The sequence below is a fragment of the Corynebacterium hindlerae genome, from assembly GCF_014117265.1.
Classification (GTDB): Bacteria; Actinomycetota; Actinomycetes; order Mycobacteriales; family Mycobacteriaceae; genus Corynebacterium; species Corynebacterium hindlerae.
Genome location: NZ_CP059833.1, coordinates 2,381,131 through 2,394,872, shown reverse-complemented (window position 1 = coordinate 2,394,872; position 13,742 = coordinate 2,381,131). Strand labels below are relative to the sequence as shown.

Sequence of the window (13,742 nt, the reverse complement as noted above, 5' to 3'; positions counted from 1 at the left end):
GTTCTCCTTCGCTAGTAGCCCAGGTCAGTGCGCAGTTCCCAGGGAGTAACCTGCGCCTGGTAGTCCTTCCATTCGCGCCACTTGTTGCGCAGGAAGACCTCAAACACGTGCTCGCCGAGGGCGTCAGCCACCAGTTCGGATTTTTCCATCAGGTGCAGCGCATCATCCAGGCTCTGTGGGAGATCTTCATACCCCATGGCCAGGCGTTCGCGGCGGGTGAGCAGGGAAATGTCGTCCTCTGCGGGATCGGAGAGTTCGTACCCTTCCTTGATTCCCTTGAGTCCTGCCGCCAGCAGCACCGAGTAGGCCAGGTAGGGATTCGCGGAGGAATCCAAGCTGCGGATCTCGATGCGCCGCGAGTTCGCCTTGCCTGGGCTATACGACGGCACCCGCACCATCGCGGAACGGTTCGAAATGCCCCAGGTGGCCGCGGTCGGGGCCTCATTACCGAACATGATCCGCTTGTAGGAATTCACAAACTGGTTGGTGACAGCGGAAATCTCCGGTGCGTGCGTCAAAATACCTGCGATGAACTGCTTCGCCGTTCGCGAGAGCAAGTATTCGTCGTCCGGATCATGAAACGCGTTGGTATCCCCCTCGAACAGGGACATATGCGAGTGCATCGCAGAGCCAGCATGCTCCTGGTAGGGCTTCGGCATGAAAGTGGCGTAGACGTTGTTGCGGCGCGCGACCTCTTTCACCAGGTAGCGGAACGTCATGATGTTGTCCGCCATGGTCAGAGCGTCGGCGTACCGCAGGTCGATTTCCTGCTGGCCAGGACCAATCTCGTGGTGGGAGAACTCCACAGAGATCCCCATCGATTCCAGCGCTGCGATCGCGTCACGCCTAAAGTGCGGTGCTTCTTCGTGCATCGCCTGGTCGAAGTAGCTACCGGAGTCCGTCGGCTCCGGTGGAGTGCCATCGGTGGGCAGGTTCTTGGTCAGGTAGAACTCAATCTCGGGGTGAATGTAGCAGGTAAATCCCTCTTTGGCGGCCGCATCGACATTGCGCCGCAGCACCTGCCGCGGGTCCGCCCAGGATGGTTCCCCATCGGGCATGGTGATGTCGCAAAACATGCGAGCTGAATGCGGTTGGGGATCATCATGCTCGAACGGGAGCACTTGGAAGGTGGATGGGTCGGGGCGTGCCACAGTGTCCGATTCGGAAACTCGGGAGAATCCTTCGATGGCGGAGCCATCGAACCCGATTCCTTCTTCGAAGGCTGCTTCGATTTCCGCGGGAACCACGGCCACGGACTTGAGGTAGCCGAGAATGTCGGTAAACCAGAGTCGAATGTAGCGAATGTCGCGCTCTTCCAATGCCCGGAGCACAAATTCCTGTTGGCTGTTCATAATGTCTAGATTACGGTTCTACCCCGGGCCTGCGCAGACTCTTGGCATTACGCAACTGGCTATTACCACCGACCGGGGTTGTCCGATACCCTGGAGGGTGAATTAACCAGCGATTTTTCCAACATTTTTCGTACTGCCAATAGAGGTATAACCATGAGCAAGTCACCAGAACCACTAACCCGCGCGTTGGAGGTAGAAGTGAAGTACGCTGCCTCCACTACCGCTGAGGTCCCGGATCTCACCGGCATCATCGGAGTCAATGAGGTGGCATCGCAGGCGGTGCATCACCTCTCCGCCCGATATTTTGACACCGCCGATCTGCGGCTGACCCGCGCAAAAATTACCCTGCGGCGTCGTACCGGCGGCAAAGACGAGGGCTGGCACATTAAACTCCCGTCTGACCACGGCCGCATCGAAATAGGCGCGCCACTTACCGACGGCGACGTCCCCCCAGCGGACATCCTGAACCCCATCCGCGCGATCGTGCGTGACCTTCCTTTGCAGGTCATCGCGCAGGTAGACAACGAGCGCCACGAATCCATCCTTGCTGACGACAATGGCGTGGCGATCGCGGAATTCTGCGACGACCACGTCACCGCCTGGTCTCTGCTGCCCGCCGGCACGAAGCAACAGTGGCGCGAATGGGAACTCGAAATCACCCCAGAAATTGAGGCCAGCCCCGAGTTCTTCGAATCCGCGCAGTCTGTCCTGCAAGAAGCCGGTGCGGTTACGTCCGATAGTCCATCCAAGCTGGTTGCGGCGCTGGGCAATTCGATTAACTATGCTCCCCTACCACCGGCGATGGCGGAGCTGGATCCGGATACTGCGGCATATGCCGTCGTTAATGCCCTGCGCGTCAATAGAGATCGGCTCCTGGAAGTTGATCCTATGGTGCGTCGCGATGAATATGACTCGGTACACCAGATGCGCGTGGCCACCCGCGAGCTGCGCAGCCTCATGCAGACCTTTGAGGGGATTTTGGTGGGCGAGGAATACCTCAAGCTCGAGGAGGAGCTGAAGCTGCTCGCTGCTACCTTGGGGGTCGCTCGTGATGCGGAGGTGGTGGCAGAACGCTTTGAGATGCTGCTCGGCTTGGATGATGACAACATCATCGACGAGGCCGCCCGCGAACATTTGGCTGGCGATATGCAGCGCAAATACGCTCGCGCGCACCGCACGATCCTGAAAGGCCTGAATTCGCCACGCTATTTTGCGCTGCTCGCGGGCCTGGAGGAGTTGATTGCCAATCCGCCACTGGCCACCAGCGAGGAAGCGGACACCACTCCGACCAAGGAGCAGGTGAAATATGAAGAAGAGTCCGCGTTGTTTAAACACCTGGACGCCGCCTACAAGAAGCTGATGAAGCGCCACAATGCGGCCGTGGCCAAGTGGGATGACACCGAGATCCCACTCCGGAAGCGGGAAGAAAACTTCCACAACATGCGCAAAGCCGCCAAGAAACTGCGGTACTCCGCTGACGCCGTCGGCCGCGCCACGGGACTGAAGACCAAGGACCTCTACGCTGCCTGCAAGACGATGCAGTCAGTGCTGGGTGACTTCCAGGACTCGGTTACCTCCCGAGACGAACTCCTGGAGCTGTCCCGCCATGCCCGCGCACGCGGCGAGGACACGTTCTGTTATGGCGTGCTGTACCAGCGGGAACGCGAGCTAGGCATGGAGGCCTTGAGAGGGTACGCCGAAGCCGTCAAGAATATTGAGGCAGCGTACAAGAAGCTGGCGAAGTCTAAGAAGAAGGAAGCGGCCCGCGCAGCGGCGAAGGCCCGCAAGTCCACTTCTTAGGAGCTACTTCTCCCAGGAGGGCTTCACGCCCCAGTCATCGTCCTTCTCGTCGTAGGCATCGGCAGCCTTCGTCCGGGCGGCTGCCGTTTCCAGGGCGTGAGCTGCTTCCTCACGAGTGTTGTAGGGGCCCATCCGGTCATCCCAGCTGCCCTCTGGGCCCTGGGTGACCTCACCGGTGGCGGGGTTGAAGTACCATTTCAGATCTGCGTTATCCATTGGAGTGTTCCTTACCTTGTGTGAAGTGTCTTCGGGTACCTCCACGCTACTGTTTTTTCTCCACTTGGCACCGCCCCTTCCGCATTGTGCCGGTAAAGTGGTGTGAATCTACGTCCTTCCTGTTGCCAGAAGTTTAAAGGAGCTGCTGTTTCCATGCCGGTGTGGCCTTCCCCTGACGCCCAACTGACCGAAAAGGCAATTGAGCTGCACCAATCCGCCTTCGATGCGTCGGAGCCGTTTGTTGCTTCTGCGCCCGCCACCTGGAATTTTCTGGGCGAGCATACTGACTACGTGGGCGGTGTGGTGGTTAATGCCACTGCTCCACTGCGGGTGGCGGTGGCCGCGGCTCCCCGGACGGACGATACTCTCACGGTCACGATGCACGAGCTGGATCCGCACGGAGACCTGGTCAATTTCACGGGCAGCGTGACGCTGAGCGAGATCACGCAGCACGCGAGTTACATGCAGCACCCGCAGGAGGGTGATTCCGCTGGTCTTCCGCTCGGGGGTCTTGAGGTGCGCCTCGGCGGCGTGGTGTGGTCGATGGTGAATCGGCAGTATTTGAGCCGTGACACGCGTGGATACAACATCACGGTGCTGTCCGAGGTCCCCAATGGCGTGGGGTTGGGCGATGAAGTAGCCACCGAGGTTGCTTTCGCCACCATTCTTGCCGAGGCGTCTGGTCACAAGTTGGATCCGCCACTGCGTGCCCGCCTGGCTGAGCTGTGTGCTTCGTCTGCTCGGTTGTTTTCTGCCGCGCCGAGTTTCCGGTCTCGCTACACGGCGGCGCTGCGGGGGTCGGCGGATGCGTTCAACATCGTCGATTATGCCGACGGTAGCGTCACCCACGCGCCCATGCTTAACGACGTCCATACTTCGTTCCTCGTCGCCCTCCCGGATCGCGATGCCCGCCTGGCAGATATTGCTGCGCGGGAGCGGTTCCTTTCTGCCGCGGGCGATGCCTTTGGTGTTGACTGCCTGCGTAGGCTCCCCGACGCCACGCCGCGCGCTATTCAGTGGTTAACCGCGGTCCACAAGGCTGATGAGGCAGCCGGCCTGCCCGGGATCGAGGAAGCCCACCGCTGGCTGACGTTCTATGATCAGGAAATCGTCCGGGCGCAACGCACTGCGATGGCGCTGCGTGCCCGCAAGGCTCACGATGCTGTGGCACATCTGAATCAGTCTCAGAACGAGCTGTCCTCCCTGTACCGGGTGGTTCCGGAGCGTGAGCAGGCACTCGCAGAATTGTGTGTGGCCCGAGGTGCGGTCGCCGCGCGCAGTGCCTCAGCAGGTCTCGCTCACGCTGTGATCGTGCATGCCCCAGTTAAGCAAGCCACGAATCTCATCGCGGACCTTGCTGATGATGGGTTTACTGTGGTGCTGCTGGATAACAGCTAAGCGGGCCACTCGAAGGTGACGGTGCGTTGGGAAATGTCGACATCGACCAGCCTGACCTGCACCTCAGTCGCTTCCTCCGGACTACCGGTACAACCGCACAGCACTGGTGGTTCGTCCAGAAATATGCGGGATTTGTTACGCTCCGGCATGGACGCCAGCACCACCGCGGTGAAAGTATCTCCCACGTGTGGTTTCAGCACGGTGGCTTCTGTGAGCCGCAGGCAAGCACGATCCACATTCCCGGCAATCGCGCCGGAGCGTTGCATCGCCTCACATAGCTCGTCATATCGCGTAGTTACCCACTCCGGCACGGGCCGATTCGTGGCAATCGCCAAACAGGTCTCGGTAGCGAACCGATCGACAAGGCGTCGTAACGGCGCAGTGACGTGCGCGTAGTAGCCACCGACCCCGGCGTGTACGTCCTGCTCCGTGGGGGCCTCCCCGTCCAACACGTGGTAGTCCGCTCCCCGCAGCAGCTTCTGAGCTTCCCGCATGACCGCCATCCCCTGGCGCGTGGTCACGTCCAGCCCGGCAATAAACTCACCCACCGGCTGGTCGGGCTGATAATCAAAGCCCAGGGCCTGCGCCTCCACCGCAAACGCGCGCAACGCCTTCTCGTCCGCGGGCCCCAGTGTCCGTAAGATCCCTACCTTCGCAGCTGCCATCATCTGCCCCGCAACCATGCCGGTGAGCAGTGAAATTTCCGAATTCCACTCCATCGCCTCCAACCGGGGCTCTAGCTCCAACTCATAGCGACCGTCGTCCCGACGCTCCACCCGTTGGCTCGGCAGTCGCAAATTCACGGCGCTCCGACGCAACGCACTTGCCTGCCGCAGCTTCCCGACGACCGGAAGCAACACAATCGAAGAGTGCAAAGTGCCAGCCTCAACATCCCGCTGCACCCCGTCATAGTCCAGCCGGGCCCTGCTGCGCACCACAGCACGCTCCACCGCATGGCTGACCACTTCACCACGCTCATCCAGGTCAAAAGTCCACAACACCGCCGGACGATCCACCTCTGGGAGCAAACTAGCCACCCCCTCAGAAATCTCCGCCGGATGCAGCCGGGCCGGCTCATCAGGAAGATAAATCGTCTGGCCACGACGAAAAGACTCAGCCTCCAGCGCGCTACCCGGCGCGATGAACGCCGCCACATCAGCAATGGCATAGTAAACCCGGAAACCCTCGCCCTGCGGCTCAATGCACACTGCCTGATCCAGATCCATCGACCCCACCGGGTCAATGGTGACCAGTTCGATATCCCGGCAGTCCCGGCGTTCTGCCTGGTACCTGTCCACAGCTTGGGCCGCCTCCTGGTGCAACTCGGCAAGAAACTCCGTGGGGACAGAAAACTCCTCCGCAATAGGGCGGAAATTCAACGTGGCCGCATACAGCTTCATGCTCTGCCATTGTAGAGGAGGCTTTTCTGGGGACGGCGAGAAAAGGCGAACGAGCCAACCTATGAGCCGGATTATGTTCCCTCGCGGGCGGTAATCATCTATCTGGACACCGTGTTGCCACGATGCCTCAAGCAGCTACCCGCGGGTTGTTGGACGAGCAGCCCAACCCGCGCAGCCACACCACAAAGGTGCGGCCTCTTGCCTTGCTCCCGGTGGGGTTTACCTGGCCATTCCGGTCACCCGTAATGCCGGTGCGCTCTTACCGCACCCTTTCACCCTTACCTAGTTACCCAGGCGGTCTACTCTCTGTTGCACTGTTCCCTCAGGTCACCCTGGGTTGCTGTTAGCAACCACCGTGCTCTGCGGAGTCCGGACTTTCCTCGACCCACGTCAGCACCTTAAAAGGCCGATACGTGGCGCCGCGATTACCCGGTCGACTCGTTCGCGTTTTCCTAGTGTAGTCGCGCAGGGTTCCAGTCCGAAAAATAGCCTCTCCTGATCAACCGTTGACGAGCCGCACGATGCTAGGGCCGTCGGCGTAAAACTCCGCGATAGACATGGAAGCTAGATCCAGATGAATTTTGTTTACTACACTCGCTGGAACATCGAGGGCCTGCTTGAGCACGCACTTGATTGGGGTCACGTGGGACACCAGGACGATGTTCGCTTCTCCGTATTCTTCAGCCAGCGCGTCGATGGCTTTTTTCACTCGTCGGGCGACAGCTTGAACGGATTCACCTTCTGGAGGGGAGGCTTTGGTGTCAGAAAGGAACGCGGCGTGTGCTTCGGGGTCTGCCTCCATCACTTCAGCGAAGGTGCGACCTTCCCAGGTTCCGAAATCCAGCTCGCGAAGTGCGTCAATTTCGCGGACGGGGAGCCCGAGCTGGGCTGCGATGATGTCGGCTGATTGTCGGGCTCGGGTCAATGGGGAGCACACGATGGCGTCGATCCCGCCTCTGTTGGCCAGACGCTGCGCTACCTTTTCTACCTGTTCCACGCCGGTCTGTGTCAAAGGTGGGTTGGAGGACCCGGAGTATTGTTTGGCCACGGACATCTCGGTTTGCCCATGCCGAATGAGGATGAAACGGGTGGGTCGCATGCTTGCCCCGTGCCAATTCTTCTCGGCAGGCTTTTCTACAGGTTTCTCGGCAGGCTTTTCTGCATCCAAAACTCCGACTGGATTCCCTTCGGCGCACGCGTCCATGGCGACGTTGGACAGGGTGTCGGCTTTTTTGTTCTTTTCGCGCGGGATCCACGTGTAGGTCACTTGGTCAAAGCCACGTGCGAGTTGCTGCGCCTGGAGCGCTAGCTCTTTCATGTCAGGGTGCTTGATTTTCCAGCGCCCGGACATTTGCTCGACTACAAGTTTGGAGTCCATGTAGACATCTACGTCCGTGGCCCCTAGTTTCGCAGCAGCTTCTAAACCACGCAACAGTCCGTGGTATTCAGCGACATTGTTTGAGGCTTTGCCGACAACGTAGGCGATTTCGCGCAGCACTTCCCGGCTGTCGGAGTACACCACGGTGCCGGACCCGGCGACTCCGGGGTTGCCGCGGGATCCGCCGTCTGCTTCGATGATCAGTTTCATACGCGCACCAGGAATGTTCCACAGTCTGGGCAGCGAGGCATCTCGTCTGCTGGGGTGTTACGGATTTCGGAGAGGGCAGCTGGTGGGAGCACGATGTGGCAGCCTCCGCAGGCACGGCCTTTGAATGGGGCGGCGCCGACGCCGAAGATGGCGCGTTGTTCGTCGTATTCCTCCAGGATGGAAACACTCAATTCGGAGCGGAGTTCGCTGATGCGAGATTTCTTGTCAGTCCCCACAGTGGTAGAAACCGCGGCTTCTAGGGCTCGCTGTGCGGCTTCGAGTTTGCGGTTGATGTCGTCGAGAAGCGCGCCATGCCGATCAACGTTGGCGCGCATGGCTGCGATTTCGTCGTGGGCTTCCTTCAGCTCTTGCTGCAGGTCAGACATGCGACGGGAGGCGGTGGCCAGATCGTGCTTGAGGTCGCGACGCTGGTCAATGTCGGTGGCCGCGCCGAGGCCTTCCCGGTCTGCAGCTTGCCGACGCTGCAGCTTGGCCATGTCATCTTGAATTCGACGAATGTCCAGTTCGACGTCAGCCACGTTGAGTTGAGCGGAAGCAGCCACCTCCTGCTGACGGTCGCGTTCGGCGGTGAGGCGGTCGACTTCTTTCTGTTCTTCCCGTCCCGGCTGGATTCCCAAGTCTTGGGTTCGCTCGAGGTTCGCCAGCTCCAGGAGGAGTTGTTGCTGGGCTCGGCTGATCTTCATGAGGTGTTCTCCTACTGAGCGTGTGCGGACAAGGTCCACGGGTCGGTACGGATGTCGATGATATCGGTGGCAACGCCTGTTGCGGAAACGATCTCCGCGGCTTGCTCGCACCAGGGGAATTCGCTGGCCCAGTGCGCGGTGTCAATGACTGCGGGTCCCCCGGCGCGCAGGTACTCGTCTACCGGGTGATGCCTAAGGTCGGAGGTGACGTAGACGTCCACTCCGAGTCCGGCCACTGTGTCCAGGAAACTGTCTCCGGCCCCGGAGGAGACCGCCACTTTCTGGATCATTGCTTCTGGGTCTCCGGCGGCGCGGACACCCCATTCGGTGACGGGGAGGGCGTTGGCCACTTGTTGTGTGAATTCCCGCAGGGTCATTGGTTCTGGTAGTTCGCCGATACGCCCGAGTCCGCAGGCGGTCTCGGGGTCGTCAAACGAGGCGACGGTGACGCAATCGAAGGCGGGTTCTTCGTATGGGTGCGCGGCGCACAGCGCCTCTTTGATTTTGTGTCGCAGGGCCACGGGCGCGACGAATTCCACTCGAACTTCGGTCACTGTGTGTAGTTTCCCGTGTTCTCCCAGGGTGGGGTTTGCTTCCTCGCCGGGTAGGAATTGACCTTCGCCCAGCATGGAGAAAGCGCATTCAGAGTACTCGCCGAGGGATCCGGCCCCGGCGGAGAACACGGCAGCTTTTACTTCTGCTGCCTGCGCGACGGGCACCATGAAACCCCACTTATCGGTGCCCTTTGACGCTTTGGGGGCGATGGGCCGGCCGGGCGTGATTCCTACCAGTTCCGCCAGCCGATCGTTGACCCCTGGCCGGGCGGAATCCGCGTTGGTGTGCGCTGCGAACAGCGCGACCCCGCCCTTGATGAGGGTGTGAATGACCTTGCCCTTCGGAGTATCGGCGGCCACGGAGTTCACTCCCCGTAGCAGTAGCGGGTGGTGCACGATGAGCATCTGCGCCCCCAGTTCGACGGCACGCTCCGCCACGGCCTGGGTGCAGTCCAGAGCGAAGGCCACTCGGTTCACGGTCGCGTCTGGGTCGCCGCAGATCAGGCCGACTTTGTCCCAGGATTCCGCCAGGTGCGGTGGGTAGGCCTGTTCCATTACGGTGCGGATGTCTGCCACTGTTGTCATGCCAACTCCTTTAGTAGCTTCGCCACATAGTTTGCGGGGCGCACTGCCAGGCGCCAGTACCCCGAGTCTAGGCCGGGGAAGGTATCGCAGCGTCTGATGGCGATCCCGGCGTCACGTAGTTTCATACGGAGTGCTTCTGGGTCGTCGCCTGGCGGGCGTACGAGCACGTAGGGGGCTTGGGTTGCGGAGACGATTTCGAATCCGGCGCGCCCGAGCGCTTCTGTCATGGTGGCGCGTTCGGCTGCGATGATGCCGCGTTCCTTTTCGGTTTCGTCGCGGGCGGCCAGGGCGATCGCCGCCATGGCTCGCAGTTGTAGCGTGCCCAGTGGCCAGTGTGGTCGCCCCGCAGCAAGCTTATCGACGACCCGTGGATGCGCAATCAGATACCCGCAGCGCAATCCGGCTAGCGCCCAGGTTTTGGTGAAGCTTCGGATCACGATCACGTCCTCGCGCTGTGCTGCTTCTGTAGTGAGGCTTTCGGATTCGTCGGTCACGTCGAGGAATGCTTCATCGACCACGAGGGTCCGTCCGGCCCCTAGTTCCAGTAGGTCCCCCTTGTCGTGTAGCACGCCCGTCGGATTGGTCGGGTTTCCGATTACTACCATGTCCGAGTCCCCGAGGTCGAGCACCACATCCAGTTCGAACGGCGGTGGCACGATCACGTTGCGGACGTCGATCCCCGCTTCGGCGAAGACAGCGTTGGGTTCAGTGAACCCGGGGTGGATGATGGCGACGTGGCGCGGCGCCAGCTTCGGCAGCATCGTGAATCCTTCTGAGGCTCCGGAGAGCAGCAGCACTGATTCTTCTGGGACGTCGTGGAGCTGCGCAATCGCTCTTTTAGCGAGCTTGGTATCCGATTCGCTGGGGTACTGGGCGAGGTCGCTCAGGGCGTCGATAAGCACGCGCTGTAGCCACTCAGGCGGTTTGGCGCCGCGGACGTTGACCGCGAAATCGGTGGTGGCGCCAATGGCTTCACTGTCGCCGTGGAAACGGTAGGGGTCAGGAACACTCACCCGTTCCACTTTATTGTCTGCCAGACTGGAGTGTGTGAATATCCTCCTTGTTGACGTCGATGGCACCCTGATTGACTCCTTCCCCGGCATTCGCGCTAGTTTTCTGCATGCCCTGCAGCAAACGGGCTGGCCAGTTCCCCCGGAAGAACGCATCCGCGCTATTGCCGGGCCTCCAATGATCGAGACGCTGCGCGACCTGGGGATGCCTGAGCCTCAAGCACAGCTCGCGCTTGCCCACTACCTCGACTATTACGGACACACTGGGTGGAAAATGAGCTCCCCGTTCCCCGGCATGCACGAGTTTCTTTCGTGGGCCCGCTCCGCCGGCTTCTTGCTGTGCACGGCAACATCCAAAGGGGAATTCTTCGCCGAGCAAGCGCTGCGTCACCACGGCTTTTGGGAATTTTTTGACTTCATGGGGGCTGCGCAGGAAGACGGTCCGCGACGTTCAAAAGCCGCCGTCATTGCCCATGTGTTGGACTCAATGCAGCTTCGTGGCAAGGAAGAGACTATCCTCATGGTCGGTGATCGTATCCACGATATTGATGGCGCGGGAGAATTCGGAATCGAAACAGTTGCCGTTGCCTGGGGATATGGCACGACAGAAGAACGAAACGCAGCCCGCTATGAGGCTGCAACACCAGCCCAGTTGGAGAACATTGTCGATGAATGGTCGCGGATCCACTAGAGATTTCGACTTCGAACGTACCGAAAGCCTTTATGTCGTTTTTGTGTGCACGGGAAACATCTGTCGCTCCCCGATGGCTGAAGTGATTTTCCGTGATGCCGTCGAAAACGCCGGATTATCCCGCTTCGTGCGCATCCGATCCTGTGGCATTGGTGGCTGGCACGTGGGGCAAGGCGCGGATCGACGCGCTATTGCCGAACTCCGCAACGCCGGCCACGATGGCTCCCACCACCGAGCAGCCCAGCTCGGTGACCGTCACCGCTCTGCGGACCTATTCGTCGCGCTAGATGGTGGCCACGTAACCGACCTGGTGAACGCCGGGATCTTCCCCGAACGCATCCGGCTCCTCCGTTCTTTCGACCCAGCCTCCCCCGAGGACGCTGACGTCCAAGACCCCTACTACGGCGACGAGACCGGGTTCGCCACCACTCGCGCCCAGATCGAAGCTGCGGTCCCTGGCATGCTTACGTGGGTGAAGACTATGCTAGCAAGCGCCTCCGCGCGGTAGAATAAACAGATTATGAACGGCAAAGCGTGGAAAGCATTCCTGAACCCCGGGTGGATTTTCACCTTCATCCTCATCATCACCTTCACGTACGTGGCTTTCACTGTGCTTGCCCCGTGGCAGCTAGGTAAAAGCGAGGTAGTGAGCCACCGGAATGATCTGATCGCGGAGCACTTTGACAAGGAACCAGCCCCCTTCGATTCCGTCTTTACCGCTGGCGGGGTACTCCCCCCAGACAACGAATACCTTCGCGTCGCCATTACCGGGCATTACCTGCCCGAAAGCGAAGTGATCATGCGCGTGCGCCCCGTCGAATCCGGGCCCGCGTACCACGCCCTCACCCCGTTCATGATGACCGACGGCACGACCGTCTTGGTCAACCGCGGATGGACTCGCCCCGAAAACGGGCACCTGCCCAGCGACTTCCCCGCCCCACCGACAGGCGAACACACCATCGTCGGCTACGCCCGCATCGACGAGCCCAAGCCACAGATCGCCCCCACCATCGAAGCCGACCGCCAAATGGTCACCGGCATCGACACCGAAGAGATCTCCGAGCTCACCGGCGTAACGCTAGCCCAAGACTACGTGCAGCTTGCCGACGGCGAACCCGGAGTCCTCACCGCCTTCCCACTCCCAAGGCTCGACAACGGCCCCCACCTGTCCTACGGCATCCAATGGATAGCCTTCGGCATCCTCGCCCCCATCGGCCTTGGCTACTTTGTGTTCGCCGAACTGCGCGAACGTAGCCGTGAACAGGAAGAACAGGAAGCCCTGACTACTGGGGAAGTCCGCTCCCCTGCGCCTGCTCCTTCTTCGGCACCTGCTCCGCGCCGCAGCCGCTACGGCAACGCCAAAAATCATCGAACCAGCTGGCAGCGCGATGATGAGGAGAAGTTCTAGTAAGAGCCACGGGATTTAGCGTACGGATGGGATTTTTCGGGCCTTCAAAATCCCATCCGTACGCTAAATTTTGTTACCACCCCGAAAAATGAGGCTCCGCAGTCCGACGGCTACTGCCCCCATAATCAGCTGAGTTCGCTGTGCCAGCTGTACGGCCTCAAAAATCGTTTGTGCTGTTGGGCGAGGACCGGTTCCCAAGGTTGGTCGCATTTCTACCCCGTATGAGTAGTGAGTCTCTCCCCCAAGTTGAACTCCGAGCGCCACGGCTGCTGTCGCTTCCACAGGGCCGGCATTGGGGCTGGGGTGCTGCGGGGCGTCGTTCTTCCAGGCGGCGATCGCAGCCTGTTTGTCCTTTGCTAACACAACATGCGTTACTGCGGTGAGACGAGCAGGAAGGTAGGCAAGGACGTCGTCAAGCTTGGCTGCTGCCCAACCAAAATTCCGGTACTTCTCGCTTTTATACCCGACCATCGCATCCAGCGTGTTCACACACCGGTGCAGCACGACGCCCGGCGCCCCGGCGATGGCTGCCCACACGATCGGAGCGATCGCTGCATCCGACGTGTTCTCGGCGATGGACTCCACAGCGGCGCGGGCCATGCCCGCTTTATCGAGCAAATGTGGGTCGCGAGAGCACAGCCACGGGATCCAAGCGCGAGCTGAGTCAAGATCGTTGTTGTCCAGATCCTGCGCCAATTTGCGGCCAGTTTCCTCAAGGGTGCGCCCTCCCAACGCAGCCCACAGTGCAAGTGCTGTCGTGACCGTGGGAGCTTTTCGATAAACCGCATGCGTTGCCATGACGACGGGCAGTGTCGTCACCGCGACCAGCGCAGCTCCCGCAGCTTTGGCGTCTCGGTACAAAATCTTCTCCGCTTTGGTCACCGCGGTGCCGAAGTAGGCGACCGGGTGATAACGCTGCGGGTCTCCAAAAATTCGGTCCAGCGTCAATCCGCCAATAATTGCTATTGCGTGCACAGCTTCAAGGTAACCACATCTTGCTGGAGTGAAGTAAAGAAAACACCCTCCCCTGGTGGTT

13 protein-coding genes and 1 other RNA gene are annotated in these 13,742 nt (G+C 60.4%); 5 read left to right on the top strand and 9 right to left on the bottom strand.

Annotation, left to right across the window (positions count from 1 at the left end; all coding sequences use genetic code 11):
- Positions 1-11: 11 nt before the first annotated feature.
- Positions 12-1,352 carry a glutamine synthetase family protein gene (locus HW450_RS11565; protein ID WP_182385760.1) on the bottom strand — a complete coding sequence of 447 codons (1,341 nt, stop codon included), beginning with the start codon at positions 1,350-1,352 and terminating at the stop codon, positions 12-14.
- A 153-nt stretch (positions 1,353-1,505) separates the two neighbouring features.
- On the opposite strand from HW450_RS11565, the gene HW450_RS11560 reads away from it, so the two are divergent.
- On the top strand, positions 1,506-3,152 hold the full coding sequence (locus tag HW450_RS11560; RefSeq protein WP_182385759.1) for a CYTH and CHAD domain-containing protein: 1,647 nt from the start codon (positions 1,506-1,508) through the stop codon (positions 3,150-3,152).
- A gap of 3 nt (positions 3,153-3,155) precedes the next feature.
- On the opposite strand, the gene HW450_RS11555 is transcribed toward HW450_RS11560, so the two are convergent.
- Positions 3,156-3,368, bottom strand: coding sequence for a hypothetical protein (locus tag HW450_RS11555; protein ID WP_182385758.1), 213 nt, complete (start codon positions 3,366-3,368; stop codon positions 3,156-3,158).
- Positions 3,369-3,521: 153 nt separating this feature from the next.
- Here HW450_RS11555 and HW450_RS11550 point away from each other — a divergent pair, with 153 nt between their 5' ends.
- Complete coding sequence (locus HW450_RS11550; protein WP_182385757.1) at positions 3,522-4,766, top strand: galactokinase family protein; 1,245 nt, start codon at positions 3,522-3,524, stop codon at positions 4,764-4,766.
- On the opposite strand, the gene HW450_RS11545 is transcribed toward HW450_RS11550, so the two are convergent.
- From HW450_RS11545 to cobC, 6 genes are all read right to left on the bottom strand, one after another.
- Positions 4,763-6,166: an RNB domain-containing ribonuclease gene (locus tag HW450_RS11545; RefSeq protein WP_182385756.1), complete on the bottom strand. Its 1,404-nt coding sequence runs from the start codon at positions 6,164-6,166 to the stop codon at positions 4,763-4,765. The genes HW450_RS11550 and HW450_RS11545 overlap by 4 nt on opposite strands.
- A gap of 46 nt (positions 6,167-6,212) precedes the next feature.
- Positions 6,213-6,607: RNase P RNA component class A (gene rnpB / locus HW450_RS11540), an RNA gene on the bottom strand.
- Between the two features lie 58 nt (positions 6,608-6,665).
- A complete protein-coding gene (locus tag HW450_RS11535; protein WP_182385755.1) occupies positions 6,666-7,754 on the bottom strand; it encodes a bifunctional RNase H/acid phosphatase in 1,089 nt (362 codons plus the stop codon).
- Positions 7,751-8,458, bottom strand: coding sequence for a zinc ribbon domain-containing protein (locus tag HW450_RS11530; protein WP_182385754.1), 708 nt, complete (start codon positions 8,456-8,458; stop codon positions 7,751-7,753). The genes HW450_RS11535 and HW450_RS11530 overlap by 4 nt, the downstream gene beginning before the upstream one ends.
- 11 nt (positions 8,459-8,469) lie before the next feature.
- Positions 8,470-9,597, bottom strand: coding sequence for a Nif3-like dinuclear metal center hexameric protein (locus tag HW450_RS11525; RefSeq protein ID WP_182385753.1), 1,128 nt, complete (start codon positions 9,595-9,597; stop codon positions 8,470-8,472).
- Positions 9,594-10,610, bottom strand: a complete 1,017-nt coding sequence (gene cobC, locus HW450_RS11520) for an Rv2231c family pyridoxal phosphate-dependent protein CobC (protein ID WP_232843261.1) — start codon at positions 10,608-10,610, stop codon at positions 9,594-9,596. The genes HW450_RS11525 and cobC overlap by 4 nt, the downstream gene beginning before the upstream one ends.
- A gap of 34 nt (positions 10,611-10,644) precedes the next feature.
- Between cobC and HW450_RS11515 the strand changes: the two genes are divergently transcribed.
- The 3 genes from HW450_RS11515 to HW450_RS11505 are packed head-to-tail and all read left to right on the top strand — an operon-like array spanning position 10,645 to position 12,706.
- Positions 10,645-11,298 (top strand): HAD hydrolase-like protein, encoded by a 654-nt coding sequence (locus HW450_RS11515; RefSeq protein WP_182385751.1) that lies wholly within the window; start codon positions 10,645-10,647, stop codon positions 11,296-11,298.
- Positions 11,276-11,806 (top strand): low molecular weight protein-tyrosine-phosphatase, encoded by a 531-nt coding sequence (locus tag HW450_RS11510; protein WP_182385750.1) that lies wholly within the window; start codon positions 11,276-11,278, stop codon positions 11,804-11,806. Before HW450_RS11515 ends, HW450_RS11510 begins: the two co-directional genes overlap by 23 nt.
- A 12-nt stretch (positions 11,807-11,818) precedes the next feature.
- Entirely contained in the window at positions 11,819-12,706 is an 888-nt protein-coding gene (locus tag HW450_RS11505) for an SURF1 family cytochrome oxidase biogenesis protein (RefSeq protein ID WP_182385749.1), read from the top strand.
- A gap of 63 nt (positions 12,707-12,769) precedes the next feature.
- Here HW450_RS11505 and cbiB read toward each other — a convergent pair whose 3' ends face one another.
- Positions 12,770-13,681, bottom strand: a complete 912-nt coding sequence (cbiB, locus tag HW450_RS11500) for an adenosylcobinamide-phosphate synthase CbiB (RefSeq protein ID WP_182385748.1) — start codon at positions 13,679-13,681, stop codon at positions 12,770-12,772.
- Positions 13,682-13,742: the final 61 nt, after the last annotated feature.

Coding starts and splice junctions, on each gene's coding strand:
- HW450_RS11565 (WP_182385760.1), bottom strand. CDS start 1,352: ATGAACAGCCAACAGGAATTTGTGCTCCGGGCATTGGAAGAGCGCGAC.
- HW450_RS11560 (WP_182385759.1), top strand. CDS start 1,506: ATGAGCAAGTCACCAGAACCACTAACCCGCGCGTTGGAGGTAGAAGTG.
- HW450_RS11555 (WP_182385758.1), bottom strand. CDS start 3,368: ATGGATAACGCAGATCTGAAATGGTACTTCAACCCCGCCACCGGTGAG.
- HW450_RS11550 (WP_182385757.1), top strand. CDS start 3,522: ATGCCGGTGTGGCCTTCCCCTGACGCCCAACTGACCGAAAAGGCAATT.
- HW450_RS11545 (WP_182385756.1), bottom strand. CDS start 6,166: ATGAAGCTGTATGCGGCCACGTTGAATTTCCGCCCTATTGCGGAGGAG.
- HW450_RS11535 (WP_182385755.1), bottom strand. CDS start 7,754: ATGAAACTGATCATCGAAGCAGACGGCGGATCCCGCGGCAACCCCGGA.
- HW450_RS11530 (WP_182385754.1), bottom strand. CDS start 8,458: ATGAAGATCAGCCGAGCCCAGCAACAACTCCTCCTGGAGCTGGCGAAC.
- HW450_RS11525 (WP_182385753.1), bottom strand. CDS start 9,597: ATGACAACAGTGGCAGACATCCGCACCGTAATGGAACAGGCCTACCCA.
- HW450_RS11510 (WP_182385750.1), top strand. CDS start 11,276: ATGAATGGTCGCGGATCCACTAGAGATTTCGACTTCGAACGTACCGAA.
- HW450_RS11505 (WP_182385749.1), top strand. CDS start 11,819: ATGAACGGCAAAGCGTGGAAAGCATTCCTGAACCCCGGGTGGATTTTC.